Below are 15664 nucleotides of genomic sequence, written 5' to 3'. Positions count from 1 at the left end.
ATCTAAAATAATTATGGTTGACAACTTTATGTCATTAAATGAAATTACGCATACTATTATGCAATTTATTGAAACTCATCAAGTGTGGTCGCTGCCAATTATTTTTTTATTAGCATTTGGTGAATCACTAGCTATCATCTCTTTACTTGTTCCTGCTACCGCAATTTTATTAGGAGCCGGAGCTTTGATTGGAACTGGGGTGATTTCGTTTGTTCCTGTTTTGATTGCTGCATCATGCGGGGCTATTATCGGCGATCTAATATCTTATTGGTTAGGCAAACATTATCATCAACAGGTAATAGCTTCATGGCCATTGAATAAATATCCGAAAATGGTATTTCGTGCTGAACAGTTTTTTCAGCGTTATGGGACTTTTGGGGTGTTTATTGGCCGATTTTTTGGTCCTTTGCGAGCAGTCGTTCCTTTGATAGCTGGTACCATGCATATGCCAGCAACAAAATTCAATATTGCCAATGTGGCTTCTGCTCCTATTTGGGCATTTGTCCTATTGGCACCAGGAGCTTTTGGGGTGCCATGGTTAGAAACAATTTTTGGCTAAACTGTGCCAATAGTATAATTTCGGCGACCACTTTTACGACCAAGCGCTTCTAAGTTTGTTTGCAATGGTGGGAATGGTAAGGTCAGGTTATGACGTCGATAAGCATCCAGAATGAGTTTATGTATGGCACTGCGTAATTTCATTCGATGTCCCATTTCTGCCGCAAATACGCGTAATTCAAACAGCTGGATTCCTTCTTGAATATCAACTAAAAAGACTTGTGGTTCTGGATCGTTAAGCACAAATTCACATTCTTCAGAAGCTTGTTGTAAAAGCTTCATAACCAGTTCACTATCTGCATCAATGGTTGCTGGTATGGTTAATACTATACGAGTGATTGAATCGGATAATGACCAATTGACTAATTGTTCGGTGATAAACGCCTTATTCGGCATGACAATTTCTTTACGATCCCAATCGACTATAGTAATAGCTCGTGTACTAATTTTAGTGATATTACCAGTTAAATCTCGAATCGTAACGGTATCGCCAATCCGCACTGGTTTTTCAAACAAAATAATTAAACCGGAAATAAAATTAGCAAAGATCTCTTGTAGACCAAAACCTAAACCAACACCAAGTGCAGCAATTAACCACTGAATTTTAGCCCAATCTATACCAATGAATGAAAAAGCAATCATACAACCTATCATCAAAATAATGTACTTCGATACCGTGGTAATTGCATATCCAGTACCCGGCGCTAAATCTAAATGTTGTAAAATGCCTAACTCAAGTAATGCAGGTAGATTTTTAACTAATTGAACAGTAATGGTCATGACTAAAATAGCGATACACACCGCACCAAGTGTAATATGTTGTTCGATCTCATTACCATTGATAATGGTACTTGTGCCCCAAAGCTTTATATTATTCATAAAAGCAAAAGCCGAATGAAGTTCAGACCAAAGTAAGATCATACTAATTAAGGCTATTAGCATAATAATCGATCTGACTAATTGTAATGACTGAGCACTAATCGCATCTAAATCAATAATAGGTTCATCAACATTATCATTGATTGCAGTTATATCTTCTTCTATGCCTTTGGCGCGTTGCATTCGTTCTAATCGGCGCTGTTTAGTCCGTTCGAATTCAATACGACGTTTTTGTATCCACATCCAACGACGAATCATAAAATAAATAACTAATAAGCCAAACCAGATTATGACTGAGGCTTCTAATCTGCCCAGTAAAACTTCTGCTGTCGACAAATAACCTAAACAAGCAGCAATGATGGCTAGCCAAGGTGCACTTAATAGCATAAACCACAAAATATGACTTAATAAGTTATCCCCTGAACCTTTTTTATCAATATAAAGAGGGACGCCAGCTCTATGAATTGAATTAGTCATAAATACTAAAGCAAAACAGAGGATAATAAAGGCTATACGACCAATAGTTGCAGCAAATTGGCGATTACTAAACTGATCAAAACTCATCACAATGACAACTAATGGGATCACGACCCAAACAGATAGTTGATAGTATTTCATTGCGTGACGAACATTTTGTTTTGCCCAACCAAAGTGAGTGATAAACAATCCATTTGGGGAAGCAAAGTGTGCCGTAATAATGAATACCCACAAAATAGGTGCTGCGGCATTGACACCATAGCCTAAAGCAACTGCAACAGGGTAATCCCAATTAATTTGTAGTGCATAACCTAATGCAGCCCACAAAATAGGTACAGGTAATGCCATTATCAATGAAAAAATAATGACTTTTAAAGTCAGAGAATAACTGTCTTGGGTGACTTTACCGACTCGAGTAGCTGATTTATTTAAAAATGTGTTGTATTTGCCACGCATTTTAAAATGCACATATACAAACATTATTGATAATACTAAAAAGAATAGTGGTTTTGGTGCGCTAAGCACTTCTAAACTAGCATTGTAGAGTTGTGATAGTGTATCAATTGAAACGGTGACATAAACCACATCTTTGGCTAAGTCTAAAGGAAAACTAAGTGAAATAGGGTTAACATCAGCAACCCAAAAGAAGTAACGATGAGCGGCATCATTAACTTCATCAATGGCATTGGTTAATTGTTTATTGGAAATTTTTAATTTAGTTAATTCAAGGATCGTGGTATCGGTCCCTGAAATTAATGTTTTAAGTAGTTCGCTTTGTTCGCGTAATAATCGTCGGTATTGGCTGGCAGATTTAAGATTATTAAGAGGAATACTTAATGTTGGGTAATTCTCTAATCCGTTTAAGGTATTTGAATAATTAAGTTGTTGAACTTTTGCTTCAGCGATTTCAGCATCAAGTGGTTGTGACTTAGGTTTTTCTGGTAATCGCAATAGTTGTTGGCGCAAAGTTTCACCTAACGCCGTTGAAAAACTTAACCATTCACCTTGTTCTGCAAGGGTTGCAAGGGTATTTTGAACATGTGAAATTTGGGTGTTAATATTATTTTGTTCATTAATAATGCTGGTTAAATGTGTTTTTTGGTACTCCATATTCTGACGAAGATCTTCATTCTTTTCATCGAGTTTAGTGATCACTTCTGCAAGTTGATCTTCATTATCAATAACAGGTATTGATTCTTCAGCTACAGCAAAGCATGAAATAGCCAGTAATATCCAACACAAAAAACCACGCATCAACATAGATTAGATCCTTTCGGCTAGTTTTTGACCTACTCGGGTAATATCACCATGTTTTAGATGGCTATCAAATTCAATAGCGTTGGAGGCAAATAAGGTGATAACGGTTGAGCCTAATTTAAAGCATCCCATATCTTGGCCTTTTGCTAATTTAACTTCACCAGCATAAGTCCAACGTTTCATCACTCCATCACGAGGTGGTGTAATTATACCAGCCCAATTTAATTCAATACTACCAACGATAGTCGCGCCTACCATAATTTGAGCCATTGGTCCAAATTCGGTTTCAAATAAACAAATTACTCGTTCATTTCGGGCAAAAATATTTGGAATGGTTTCAGTTGTTGCTTGGTTAACTGAAAACAGAGAGCCTGGTACATAAATCATTTCACGTAATATACCATCACAAGGCATATGAAAACGATGATAGTTTTTAGGTGATAAATAAGTGGTAGCAAAAGAGCCATTTTTAAAAAACTTTATCATATCTGGATGACAAGCAAGTAAAGATTCTAATGAGTAAAAATGGCCTTTAGCTTGTAACAATAAATTATCTTGAATATTACCGAATTGACTAATTACACCATCTGCTGGCATGACAATTGAACTTGCCGCAGGATCAATAGGTCTCGCATCTTCATTGAGTTCACGAGCAAAAAAATCGTTAAATGTTGGATAATCTTTAGCATCAGTTAACTTCGCTTCACTTAGATCAATTTTGTATAGCTTACAAAAACCAATAATCATCCATGTTGTGACTTTTCCTAAACGTTTGTTGGCTAACCAACCCAATATAACGGTTAATAACTGTTTAGGTAAAAGATACTGAATTATTGCTTTTAATTGATTTAACATAAATAGCTCTCAATTTATTTACTAAATGAACCATTATATCAACATTTATTATGAAAGTATAAAAACACCACCTTTGTTCTTATTTTGTGGTATAGATCACAAGCATTTTAAAAATTTTGCCAAACTTATTTAACAATGGCCATCGATTAAAAGTGTAAATCAAAATAGTTCACTAGACTGTCTTCATTAGTAAAAGTGAGGGTAGTTATAATGGCAAATAGATATATTGCTGCAATCGATCTAGGCGCATCAAGTGGCAGAGTCATGTTGTCGAGTTATCGATCTCAAACAGGAAAATTAACGCTAACTGAGATACATCGATTTAGTAATGGATATAAAAGTGATGGTAAAAATTTTTGTTGGGATTTGACGTACTTAGAACAAGAAATCATAACCGGATTAAACAAAATTATCCAACAAGATATCAAACTCGATAGTATCGGTATTGATACATGGGGGGTTGATTATGTGTTGCTTGATAAACAAGGTCAAATTGTCGGCCCTACTTACTCTTATCGAGATCATCGTACTGACAACATTATGTCAAAAGTACAAGATGACATTGGTCTAGAAAATATTTATCAAAAAACGGGAATTCAGTTTTTAACCTTTAACACACTTTATCAACTTAGGGCAATGATGCTTGAATCACCAGAATGGTTATCACGAGTAACCGATTTTGTCATGATTCCTGATTATCTGATTTACCGATTAACCGGTGTATTAAATCGAGAATACACCAATGCAACCACCACACAACTTGTCAATGTGACGACTCAAGATTGGGATAAAGATTTACTTGATTATCTTGGTATACCACGTAAATGGTTTGGTGATATCAGTAAGCCTGGAAATCAAGTTGGATATTGGCAAAGTGCCAAGGGTGATCATATCCCTGTAATTGCAGTCGCAAGTCATGATACTGCTAGTGCGGTTATTGCTGCACCAATCATCAATTTACATAGTGCTTATTTATGTTCGGGTACTTGGTCATTAATGGGATTGGAATCAAAACAACCACTGATAAGCAAACAAGCATTAAAAGCCAATATTACCAATGAAGGTGGTGTAGATGGTAATTATCGAGTATTAAAAAACATCATGGGATTATGGTTATTTCAACGGGTTTGTGCTGAAAATAACGTTAAAGATATTATTGAATTAATCGCATCGGCAAAACAAGAACAACCTTTTACGTTTCTTATAAATCCCAATGATCCACGGTTTTTAAATCCGGACTCCATGACAGAAACCATTAAACAGGTTTGTTTAGAAAACAGTGGTCAAACGCCTAACAACCTCGCTCAATTAGTCAGATGTATTTTTGACAGCCTAGCTCATTTATATCGAGATGTATTACACGAATTATCGACACTGAGTGGTAATCCCATTAAGACATTACACATTGTCGGTGGAGGTTGTCAAAATGCTTTTTTAAACCAGTTATGTGCTGACTTATGCAATGTTAATGTCACCGCTGGACCTATTGAATCTTCGGCATTAGGAAATGTTGGCTATCAGTTAATTTCATTAGGTGAAATTGCGGATATTGATGCATTAAGACAGTTAATTTCACAGAATTTTGACACCAAATTTTATCAACCAAATTGTATTGAAAATTTTTATATTAATTAAGGAGTGCTACATGAACACTATTGAAAATGCTTATCAGATCGCTAAAGCAAGATTTGCTGAAATTGGGGTAGATACAGATGCTGCAATAGCAGCAATGGCAAAATTACCGATTTCAGTTCATTGCTGGCAAGGGGATGATGTTGGTGGTTTTGAAAAGCAAGAAGGTGAATTAACTGGTGGTATTCAAGCAACTGGTAATTATCCTGGTAAGGCTCGTACAGCTGATGAATTAAGAGCAGATTTAGATAAAGCCTTTAGCCTTATACCAGGCCCTAAACGACTAAATCTACATGCTTCTTATTTAGAATCAGATCAAAAAGTCGATCGTAATGAAGTTAAACCGGAACACTTTGCCAATTGGGTCAAATGGGCTAAAAAACATCAAATCGGTTTAGATTTTAATCCAACTTATTTTTCACATCCTTTAAGTAATGAAGGCACTTTAACCCATGTTAATCCAGAAATTCGTCAATTCTGGATAGAACACGGCAAAGCATGTCGTAAAGTATCAGAATATTTTGGTAAAGAATTAGGTACACCTTCTGTTATGAATATCTGGCTACCTGATGGTATGAAAGATATTACTGTCGACAAATTTAGTCCTAGACAACATTTAGTTGAATCATTGGATGAAATTATTCGTGAAAAAATTGACCCAAAATATCATATTGATGCGGTTGAAAGTAAATTGTTTGGTATTGGTCTGGAATCTTATACCGCTGGTTCAAATGAATTTTATCTAGCTTATGCGACATCACGTAAAACTGCATTATGTCTAGACGCAGGGCATTTCCATCCAACGGAAGTGATTTCCGACAAAATTTCTGCAGTTATGCCGTTTGTTGAACATCTATTACTTCATGTCAGCCGCCCTGTTCGTTGGGATAGTGATCACGTGGTGCTTTTTGATGATGAAACACAAAATATTGCAAGTGAAATCATTCGAAACAAACTATTTGACCGTGTGCATATTGGTCTAGATTTCTTTGACGCTTCTATTAACCGTATTGCAGCATGGGTAATTGGTACTCGTAATATGAAAAAATGCTTATTAAAAGCATTATTAGAACCAACAGAAAGATTAAAAAAATATGAGCATGATCGTGATTTTACCTCACGGCTAGCATTACTAGAAGAACAAAAATCATTACCATGGCAAGCAGTTTGGGATCAGTACTGTTTATTGAATGAAGTCCCAGTTGGTAGCCAATGGTTAGATGAGGTTCGTCAATATGAAACAACTGTCTTAACTAAACGATCTTAAGGAACATAAAATGCAACAGATTCTTTCTTCTTGGTTTGTAAAAGGAATGATCAAAGCCACTTACGATATGTGGCTTAAAGGCTGGGATGAGCGTAATGGTGGTAATGTCAGTTTAAGATTACTTGAAAGTGATGTGATCTCTTTTCAAAATGATTTTTATGAAAAACCACGCCATGTATCTTTGACGCAAGATGTCACTAAACTTGCTAACCAGTACTTTATTGTCACTGGTTCCGGTAAGTATTTCCGCAATGTCATATTAGATCCTGCTGATACGTTAGCTATTGTTAAAATCGATGAACAAGGCAAAGGTTATTACATTATGTGGGGATTGATAAATGGTGGTTTACCAACGTCTGAACTAGCTGCTCATCTTCAATCTCATATTGTAAGAATTGAGCAAAGCCAAGGAAAAGATAGAGTCATCATGCACTGTCATGCAACTAATTTAATTGCTTTAACATATGTCCTAGAGCTTGATACTGCGGTAATAACCAGATGGCTGTGGGAAATGAGCACCGAATGTTTAGTTGTATTTCCTGATGGTGTTGGTGTGGTGCCTTGGATGGTTCCGGGTAAAGACGAGATTGGTTATGCCACTGCAAAACAGATGGCAAAACATAGTTTAGTTTTATGGGCTTTTCACGGTGTATTTGGAACAGGTCCAACCTTAGATGAAGCTTTTGGCTTAATTGATACAGCTGAAAAATCGGCGGAAGTTTTAGTCAAAGTGTTATCAATGGGAGGAAAACGTCAAACTATCACCTCGGAAGAGTTCAGATTGTTAGCTGAGCGTTTTGGTGTCACTCCATTGGAAGATGCTATAAACAGTAAAAATTGCTAATAAAAATATAAGGATAAGGATATGGGTAGTTCAATTATTTTAGGCATATTCTGGCACTTTGTTGGTGCTGCTTCTGCTGCTTGTTTTTACGCACCACTTAAAAAAGTAAAAAACTGGTCATGGGAAACCATGTGGTCAATCGCAGGGTTATTTTCTTGGATTATATTACCATGGTCAATAAGTTATTTTTTATTACCAGACTTTTGGGCTTATTATGGTTCGTTTGGTTCAGACATATTAATTCCGGTCTTCTTATTCGGCGCAATGTGGGGAGTCGGTAACATTGGTTATGGCCTAACAATGCGTTATTTAGGTATGTCGATGGGAATAGGTATCGCTATTGGGATAACCTTAATCGTCGGCACTCTTATGACCCCAATATTACAAGGTAAATTTGGTGAATTATTGGCCTCGACTGGCGGTAAAATGACATTATTAGGCGTAGTCGTTGCGGTTATTGGGGTTGCTATAGTAACTTACGCCGGCTTATTGAAAGAAAAAACCTTAGGTGTACAAGTTGAAGATTTTAACTTAAAGAAAGGCCTTCTTCTTGCCATCATGTGTGGTATTTTCTCGGCTGGTATGTCATTTGCTATGAGCGCTGCAGTACCTATGCATGAAAAAGCGGCTGAGCTTGGTGTGGATCATTTATACGTGGCACTTCCAAGTTATGTCATTATCATGGGTGGGGGGGCAATTATTAATCTCGGTTTCTGTATAAGTCGACTCTGCGTTAAAAAAGACTTATCCTTCAAAAAAGATATCTCTGTTGCCAAAGCCTTATTAATTAGCAATATTCTTTTTGCTATCTTAGGTGGTGCAATGTGGTATTTCCAATTCTTCTTCTATGCTTGGGGGCATGCAAATATTCCAACAGAATATGGCTTTATGAGTTGGATGTTACATATGAGTTTCTATGTACTTTGTGGTGGGATTGTTGGTTTAGCACTAAAAGAGTGGTTTGGTACCGGTAAAAAACCAGTACGTATTCTTTGTATTGGTTGTTTAGTAATCATTGTTGCTGCCAATATTGTTGGTTTAGGAATGACTAGTTAATTAAAAGGAAAACATTATGGCTTATAGAATGATTTTAAATGAAACATCTTATTTTGGTGCAGGCTCAATCAGTCAAATCGTAGATGAAGTTAAAAAACGTGGTTTTAAAAAAGCGTTAGTAGTTACAGATAAAGATCTAATCAAATTCAAAGTAGCAACTAAAGTAACACAATTACTAGATAACAATGGTTTTTCTTATCAAGTATTTGATGAAGTTATGCCAAATCCAACCATTAGTATTGTTCAAAAAGGGGTTGAAGTTTTCAAACAATCTGGTGCAGATTATTTGATTGCGATTGGTGGGGGGTCACCGCAAGATACCGCAAAAGCTATCGGCATTATCATCAATAATCCAGAATTTGCGGATGTTCGTAGTCTTGAAGGCGTTGCGCCAACTAAAAAACCAGCCGTACCTACGATCGCAATTCCTACGACAGCAGGTACAGCTGCCGAGGTGACCATTAATTACGTAATCACAGATGAAGAAAATAAACGCAAATTTGTCTGTGTTGATCCACACGATATACCGGCTGTTGCAATTATTGATTCAGATATGATGACAAGTATGCCTGCTAGTTTAAAAGCAGCAACTGGTGTTGATGCCTTAACTCACGCGATTGAAGGTTATATAACTAAAGGGGCGTGGGAATTATCAGACATGTTCCACTTGAAAGCGATTGAAATTATTTCTCGCTCATTACGTGACTCGGTAAGCGGGATCGCAAAAGGTAGTGAAGATATGGCATTAGGGCAATATATCGCAGGTATGGGGTTTTCAAATGTGGGTTTAGGATTAGTTCATGGAATGGCACATCCACTCGGAGCTTTTTATGGTACACCTCATGGTGTGGCTAATGCCGTCCTTTTACCTCATATAATGGCTTACAATGCTGAATTTACTGGTGAGAAATATCGCGATATCGCTAAAGCAATGGGAGTCGCTGCGACGGAAAACATGACAATCGAACAAGTTAGAAAAGCTGCTGTTGATGCAGTTAAACAACTTAACGTTGATGTTGGTATTCCTGCAACATTAAAAGAGATCGGCGTAAAATTAGATGATATTCCTGCGCTAGCCCAAGCTGCTTTTGATGATGTTTGTACCGGAGGTAATCCTCGCGATACTAACGTAAGAGAAATTGAGCAACTATATCATTCTATTTACCAATAAAAATGACACAATGAAAGTGAAATAGGTTAAACACAAAGTTAACCTATTTCAAATAAAAAGGAATTATTATGATAAGAAAAGCGAGTATTATGCAGGTTCATCCTGATAAACATGCAGAGTATAAGAAGCGGCATGATGAAATATTTCCTGACTTAGTGAAGGAACTTAAAGCTCATGGAGCTCACAATTACTCAATCTTTTTAGACAGCAAAAGAAATCTACTTTTTGCCTATGTCGAAATTGAATCTGAGGAACGTTGGGATGCTATAGCTAAAACAGCTGCTTGTCAAAAATGGTGGGCTTTTATGCAAGATATCATGCCAAGCAATTCTGATAACAGCCCGATTAGTGAATCATTAACTGAAGTTTTTTATTTATTGTAAAATATTCCTCTCTTTAATACACATAAAAGAGAGGAAACTAAATAAATAATCATTTCTACACACTCAATTATCACTTCTTATCGTTAAATTGGGCTCGATATTCGGAAGGAGTCTGATTGGTCAGCTTTTTAAACACAGATGAAAAATAGTTACTATCATCATAACCACATTCTGCCGCAATCATACTAATCGAATAATCAGTAGTTCTAAGTAAAGACATTGCATCACATAGACGTCTTTTTTGTAAGTAGCCAGTAATAGTCATCCCTGTTTGACTTTTAAATAAGCGACTAAGTGAACGGCTTGCGATATGATTTTCTTTGCAAAAAACATCGATATTAAATGGCGTCGCAATACTGTTATGAAGAGCTGTGAACAATAAATCCAATTGATGAGTAGCAGTAGGTAGAGCTACCGTTGGAGCTTGTTTAATCCGATCTAACAAAATAACCAACTGTAAAAAAAGAGCCTCAGATAAATGAACGGAGGCTAAATTGTTTTTCTTAGACTCAACATCTAACTGTTCAATAAGTGGTGATAAAAGTTTAAGGGATGAAGGTTGAATACGCCAAGAACGTTCATTATGTCTAGCAGTCACTTTAGGTAAATAAGACTCAATAGTGGATGATAAAAATAGTGATTCTCTCAAATATAAAATATTATCCAATCTAAGGTCATTAACAGATTCATAGCCATGCACATCTTTCGGATTAATATATAAAATATCACCACTGGTAATAGGATAAACATATTCATTCCAATGATGCAGCCCATTACCAGAACAGACAATCACAATTTCATTAAAATCGTGGTTATGCAAAGGAAAGGGTTGTTGATGATCACGTCTTTCGACAGTAACAGTATTTATCTCCGAAATAAAATAGTCTTGTTTATATAAACGTAAACATTTTTCCATAGACTGTTCCTGATTGATTAATGATAACGTTTATCTGGATTATTACGTAATGTTTGTGGCGAAAACGTAAATTCTTGTTTAAAACAGGTTGAAAAATAAGCACTGTCATTAAAACCACACTCTTGTGCAATAGTTGTGATGGATTTATTGCTGTAAATTAACTGTGTGTAAGCATTAGCCAACCGTAGCTTTATTAAATATTTTTGTGGTGTGATACCAATTTCATTCTTTATATGTCGATGAAAAGAGCGTAATGATAATGAAAATTGCTCAGTTAATTGTGCCCAATTAATTGGCTCCTTAAAATTGATTTGTAACCAACGTAGAAGTTGTTTAACGCGATTATCATAGGAACCAGAACCCTGATTAACATAAAGATTATTATTAAAAATCAAAAGTAATTGTAAAAATAAACTCTCCTGAATAGCATTTGATTGATTTGGCGTTAATTGCTTAATAATCGATTGAATATTTTCATAAGATTTTTTATCAAAAAAGTAATGCGATTGAATTGGATCAGGATTGGGGATTAACTGGTTTATCCCATTGATAAAATGAAAATTTTCAGGGTCTCTAAACAAAATATTGGTCAAATGCAAATCATCAACGCTTTCGTATAAATGACAGTCGGAAGCCTTAATATAAAACATCATGCCTGGATATAAATCAAAAAGTCGCCCATTCAATATGTGTTTACCGTATCCGCTAGTTACAATAACGATCTCATTGAAATTATGGGTATGTTCAGGATAAACAGGTTGTGGTGTTCGAGGCTCAATGGCGATATTTTGATCGCTAGACGAGAAAAAATCTTTATCAAGTAACATCTCAATCATTCTGAACCTCACTTCTTTTTAAAACTTACCACCACATTCTAAAAAGTAAATCGAAATCTCACCTTTAATATTTGGACAGCTAACCTAATATTTTGGCTATAAATTATAGCTATGCAGGACTTTTTATTAAAAATGTGCGAAGCTTCACATTTTTAAAATTTTTCCGTTTAAAAGTTCATCAGAACACGACTGAATACCAAGCAGTTGAAGTTTTTTATAGAATAAAATTCTAAAATTTTTATTTGTTCCGATAACGTTAGTTATGATATTTTTTGTCTTTCTGACTTGGTGAGGGTATTTTTTATACAAAATAGCAGAGCATTTTTAATTATCATCAAAACTTTCAGGTATATCTGTTTCTTTCAAAATGCAAAAAAATAATTAACCGTGAACTAAAAAACTACTCCAGTTAATCTGACTTATTATGGAAGCGCGTATTTTTTTAGTTATAGTTTATATAGCGATATTAGCAAAGATAATAAAAGAGAAAAAACACTTAAGGGAAGCCAACAGAAAGAGCTGTTGAATGTTAGCCTATCATAGTTACCTACACAAATTCATTGATGTTGCAATTGAAATTTATCTTAATTGTTCATAACGAATAATGGAACATTTACAATACAAAAAATACCAAATTATCAATAATAAATATTGGAATTAAAATCCCTATTGACCATTTCATATAGCCAAAAAAGCTTGGCATATTAATTTTATGTTGTGTGGCAATACTTTTAACCATAAAGTTAGGAGCATTACCAATGTAACTTAATGCGCCCATAAATACGGAACCCATTGAAATTGCCAATAGTGTGTCTGCATAAGTGGTCATTAAATTAGTTGCATTACCGGATGCTAAATTAAAAAACACCAGATAAGTTGGTGCATTATCTAAAAATCCTGACAATAATCCCGATAACCAAAAATACATACTGTTTATTGGTGTGGTTTGTTCACTGGTGACCAATGATACTACTGAACTCAACGCACCATCATTGCCAGCACGTAAAATTGCCAGAACGGGTACTATAGTAATAAAGATACCAATAAACAATTTGGCAACTTCTTTGATTGGATCCCAATTAAATTCATTGCCAGCTCGTACTTGCTTTGGCGTGATCAGTATTGAAAGAATCGTTATAGCAATAAAAAGACCATCACGAACTAGATTTTCTAATTCAATTTGTGATCCTAATAGCATGAAATTTATCGCTGGATGCCAAATACCAGATAAAAGCACACTAGCAATTATCGCCATTAGCAAACCGATATTTTTTAGACCGTATAATTTAACTACTTCTGACCTTTGAGAAAGGGGAATATTGCCATATTGCTTAAAATAATAATATCTATCGATAACATAATAGATGATGAGTAATAAACCTGATGTCAAAATAACTGGCAATAACATATGGTTAACAGTCCAGAAAAAATCCACTCCTTTTAAAAAACCAATGAATAATGGTGGATCACCTAACGGCGTCAAACCACCACCAATATTGGCGACTAAAAAGATAAAGAAAATTACTGTGTGAACTGAATGGTGTCGTTGCCGATTAGCTCGCAGTAATGGCCGAATCATTAACATCGCTGCGCCAGTTGTTCCCATAATTGAAGCGAATACAACACCAATGGCTAATAAAATAACATTTGATTTTGGCGTACTTATTTTATCGCTTTTGATAAGGATACCACCAGAAACAGTGAACAATGCCAACAGTAATAATATAAAAGGGATATACTCTTCAATAATGGCATGAGCTGTTAATTGAATTGTGGTAGATAAGCCAAAAGAAAATAATGCAGAGCCTAGAAATAGTAACGTCCAAACCAAAACAATTTTGCCATAATGATGATGCCACAGTCGGGCTAAAAATAGTGGACATAATGCGATAGAAAGCAAAATTCCAACAAATGGGATAGCCCAAAATAACGATAACGCCTGCCCATTAAACTCGCTTGCATGTAGTTGAAAAGAGATTAGCATTAAACTAATAAATGGTATTATTGATAATTTGGATAGACGTTTCATTGCGTTATTATGTGAATTGAAAGTGGCAGATTATAACAAATCCACAATTAATTTTCGAATTAGTTACACTTAAATAAAATTTAGTTTAACAGTAATAAAAAATTTGAGGAGAGGGGTTTTTCAACCTAAAAGCTTTGGCTATTTTCGCTTATTTGCGTAAAAAGGCTATAATAGTCGGCAATTTTTCATATCGGATTATTCATGCAGACAACATCGCCAATGATTAATAAAGATGTTTTACATCGACGTAATAAGCATATTAATGGTTACCCATTTGATTTACTTATTAAAACGTTACCAGCATTATCTAACTTTGTTAAACCTAACCAATATGGTCGGGTAACGATTGATTTTTCTAATCCTGTTGCTGTGAAGATGCTAAATAAAGCACTTTTATTGCACTATTATCGACTCTCTTATTGGGATATTCCAGACGATTACCTATGCCCTCCAATTCCAGGGCGAGCAGATTATATCCACTATTTGGCTGATTTATTAGCTCAAGATAATCAGAATAAGATCCCAACAGGTAAGAGAATTAGCATGTTAGATATTGGGGTTGGTGCCAATGTCATTTATCCAATTATTGGTTGTGCTGAATATGATTGGTCATTTATAGGTAGTGATATCAATCCAACATCAATCAAGGTTGCGTCGTTAATAGCAAAATCTAATGAACTATTAAAAAATAATCTACAATGTCGTTTACAACCGAACAGCGAGGCTATTTTTGCAAATATCATTAAGCCGAAAGAATTTTACTTGGCAACTTTATGCAATCCTCCTTTTCATAATTCAAAGCAACAGGCTCAAGCGAGTGCTCATACAAAACTACAAAAATTGGGTAAATTAAGTTCAGAAAAAGATCAAGTTGTGCTTAATTTTGGTGGGCAACATGCTGAACTTTGGTGCAAAGGAGGAGAAAGTGCATTTATAGCCAAAATGATTGCTGAAAGTGTTAACTATAAAACACAATGTTTATGGTTTACTTCGTTAGTGTCGAAAAAAGAATCGCTGACAAGGATAAAACAACAATTAAAAAAAGCATCCGTAACTGAATACCAAATTATACCCATGGCTCAAGGTCAAAAAATAAGCCGTTTTGTTGCGTGGACGTTTTTTGATCGAGAACAACGACAAAAACAGATCAAAAAGTTTTGAGGAAAGGCGAGAACTGTAATAAGAGTTTTTTAATTGTAAAATGAATAAATTGTCCATCAATGTAAAGTATTTCATTAACAAATTTTTACATAAAAAGTTATTACAAATCTAATATTTTACTTTACTATGTAACAGATGTATTTTTTACATTCACCATTTAGAATAATATTATTTTTTTTATGATATTTAATGTATGTGTTTGAAAATTATATGTAAATTATAGCAAGGATTAGCGAAAATATGTTAAAATATGGTCTTAATCGGGCATCGGGCATCGGGCATCGGGCATCGGGCATCGGGCATCGGGCATCGGGCATCGGGCATCGGGCATCGGGCATCGGGC

At 35.3% G+C, this 15664-nt stretch carries 13 protein-coding genes; 8 read left to right on the top strand and 5 right to left on the bottom strand.

Annotation, left to right across the window (positions count from 1 at the left end):
* Nucleotides 1-28: 28 nt before the first annotated feature.
* Nucleotides 29-559: a DedA family protein gene (locus tag B6C84_RS04775; RefSeq protein ID WP_086320258.1), complete on the top strand. Its 531-nt coding sequence runs from the start codon at nt 29-31 to the stop codon at nt 557-559.
* Here B6C84_RS04775 and mscM read toward each other — a convergent pair.
* Both mscM and asd read right to left on the bottom strand, forming a co-directional pair.
* Entirely contained in the window at nt 556-3174 is a 2619-nt protein-coding gene (gene mscM, locus B6C84_RS04770) for a miniconductance mechanosensitive channel MscM (protein ID WP_065613347.1), read from the bottom strand. The two genes, B6C84_RS04775 and mscM, sit on opposite strands and share 4 nt — an antisense overlap.
* A gap of 3 nt (nt 3175-3177) precedes the next feature.
* Nucleotides 3178-4026 (bottom strand): archaetidylserine decarboxylase, encoded by an 849-nt coding sequence (asd, locus tag B6C84_RS04765; protein WP_086320256.1) that lies wholly within the window; start codon nt 4024-4026, stop codon nt 3178-3180.
* Nucleotides 4027-4236: 210 nt separating this feature from the next.
* On the opposite strand from asd, the gene rhaB reads away from it, so the two are divergent.
* The 6 genes from rhaB (at nt 4237) to rhaM (ending at nt 10379) form a co-directional block, all read left to right on the top strand.
* Nucleotides 4237-5661 (top strand): rhamnulokinase, encoded by a 1425-nt coding sequence (gene rhaB, locus B6C84_RS04760; RefSeq protein WP_086354402.1) that lies wholly within the window; start codon nt 4237-4239, stop codon nt 5659-5661.
* A gap of 10 nt (nt 5662-5671) precedes the next feature.
* Complete coding sequence (locus tag B6C84_RS04755; protein WP_065579282.1) at nt 5672-6925, top strand: L-rhamnose isomerase; 1254 nt, start codon at nt 5672-5674, stop codon at nt 6923-6925.
* 10 nt (nt 6926-6935) lie between these two features.
* Nucleotides 6936-7769 (top strand): rhamnulose-1-phosphate aldolase, encoded by an 834-nt coding sequence (rhaD, locus tag B6C84_RS04750; RefSeq protein ID WP_065579281.1) that lies wholly within the window; start codon nt 6936-6938, stop codon nt 7767-7769.
* Between the two features lie 21 nt (nt 7770-7790).
* A complete protein-coding gene (gene rhaT, locus B6C84_RS04745) occupies nt 7791-8825 on the top strand; it encodes an L-rhamnose/proton symporter RhaT (protein ID WP_065579280.1) in 1035 nt (344 codons plus the stop codon).
* Nucleotides 8826-8841: 16 nt separating this feature from the next.
* Nucleotides 8842-9996 (top strand): lactaldehyde reductase, encoded by a 1155-nt coding sequence (gene fucO, locus B6C84_RS04740; RefSeq protein WP_065651827.1) that lies wholly within the window; start codon nt 8842-8844, stop codon nt 9994-9996.
* Nucleotides 9997-10064: 68 nt separating this feature from the next.
* Nucleotides 10065-10379 carry an L-rhamnose mutarotase gene (gene rhaM, locus B6C84_RS04735; protein WP_086354401.1) on the top strand — a complete coding sequence of 105 codons (315 nt, stop codon included), beginning with the start codon at nt 10065-10067 and terminating at the stop codon, nt 10377-10379.
* 70 nt (nt 10380-10449) lie between these two features.
* Here the strand turns inward: rhaM and B6C84_RS04730 are convergent, their stop codons facing one another.
* The 3 genes from B6C84_RS04730 to B6C84_RS04720 all read right to left on the bottom strand — a co-directional run bounded on the left by B6C84_RS04730 (nt 10450) and on the right by B6C84_RS04720 (nt 14160).
* Nucleotides 10450-11295 (bottom strand): helix-turn-helix domain-containing protein, encoded by an 846-nt coding sequence (locus tag B6C84_RS04730; protein WP_034903780.1) that lies wholly within the window; start codon nt 11293-11295, stop codon nt 10450-10452.
* A 17-nt stretch (nt 11296-11312) separates the two neighbouring features.
* Nucleotides 11313-12131, bottom strand: coding sequence for an HTH-type transcriptional activator RhaS (rhaS, locus tag B6C84_RS04725; protein WP_086320252.1), 819 nt, complete (start codon nt 12129-12131; stop codon nt 11313-11315).
* Between the two features lie 613 nt (nt 12132-12744).
* Nucleotides 12745-14160 (bottom strand): sodium:proton antiporter, encoded by a 1416-nt coding sequence (locus tag B6C84_RS04720; protein WP_086354400.1) that lies wholly within the window; start codon nt 14158-14160, stop codon nt 12745-12747.
* A 201-nt stretch (nt 14161-14361) separates the two neighbouring features.
* Here B6C84_RS04720 and rlmF point away from each other — a divergent pair, with 201 nt between their 5' ends.
* Nucleotides 14362-15321: a 23S rRNA (adenine(1618)-N(6))-methyltransferase RlmF gene (gene rlmF, locus B6C84_RS04715; RefSeq protein ID WP_086354399.1), complete on the top strand. Its 960-nt coding sequence runs from the start codon at nt 14362-14364 to the stop codon at nt 15319-15321.
* Nucleotides 15322-15664 lie beyond the last annotated feature (343 nt).

The sequence above is a fragment of the Gilliamella apis genome (assembly GCF_002142155.1).
Lineage (GTDB): Bacteria > Pseudomonadota > Gammaproteobacteria > Enterobacterales > Orbaceae > Gilliamella > Gilliamella apis.
This window is presented reverse-complemented; position numbering and strand designations above follow the sequence as displayed.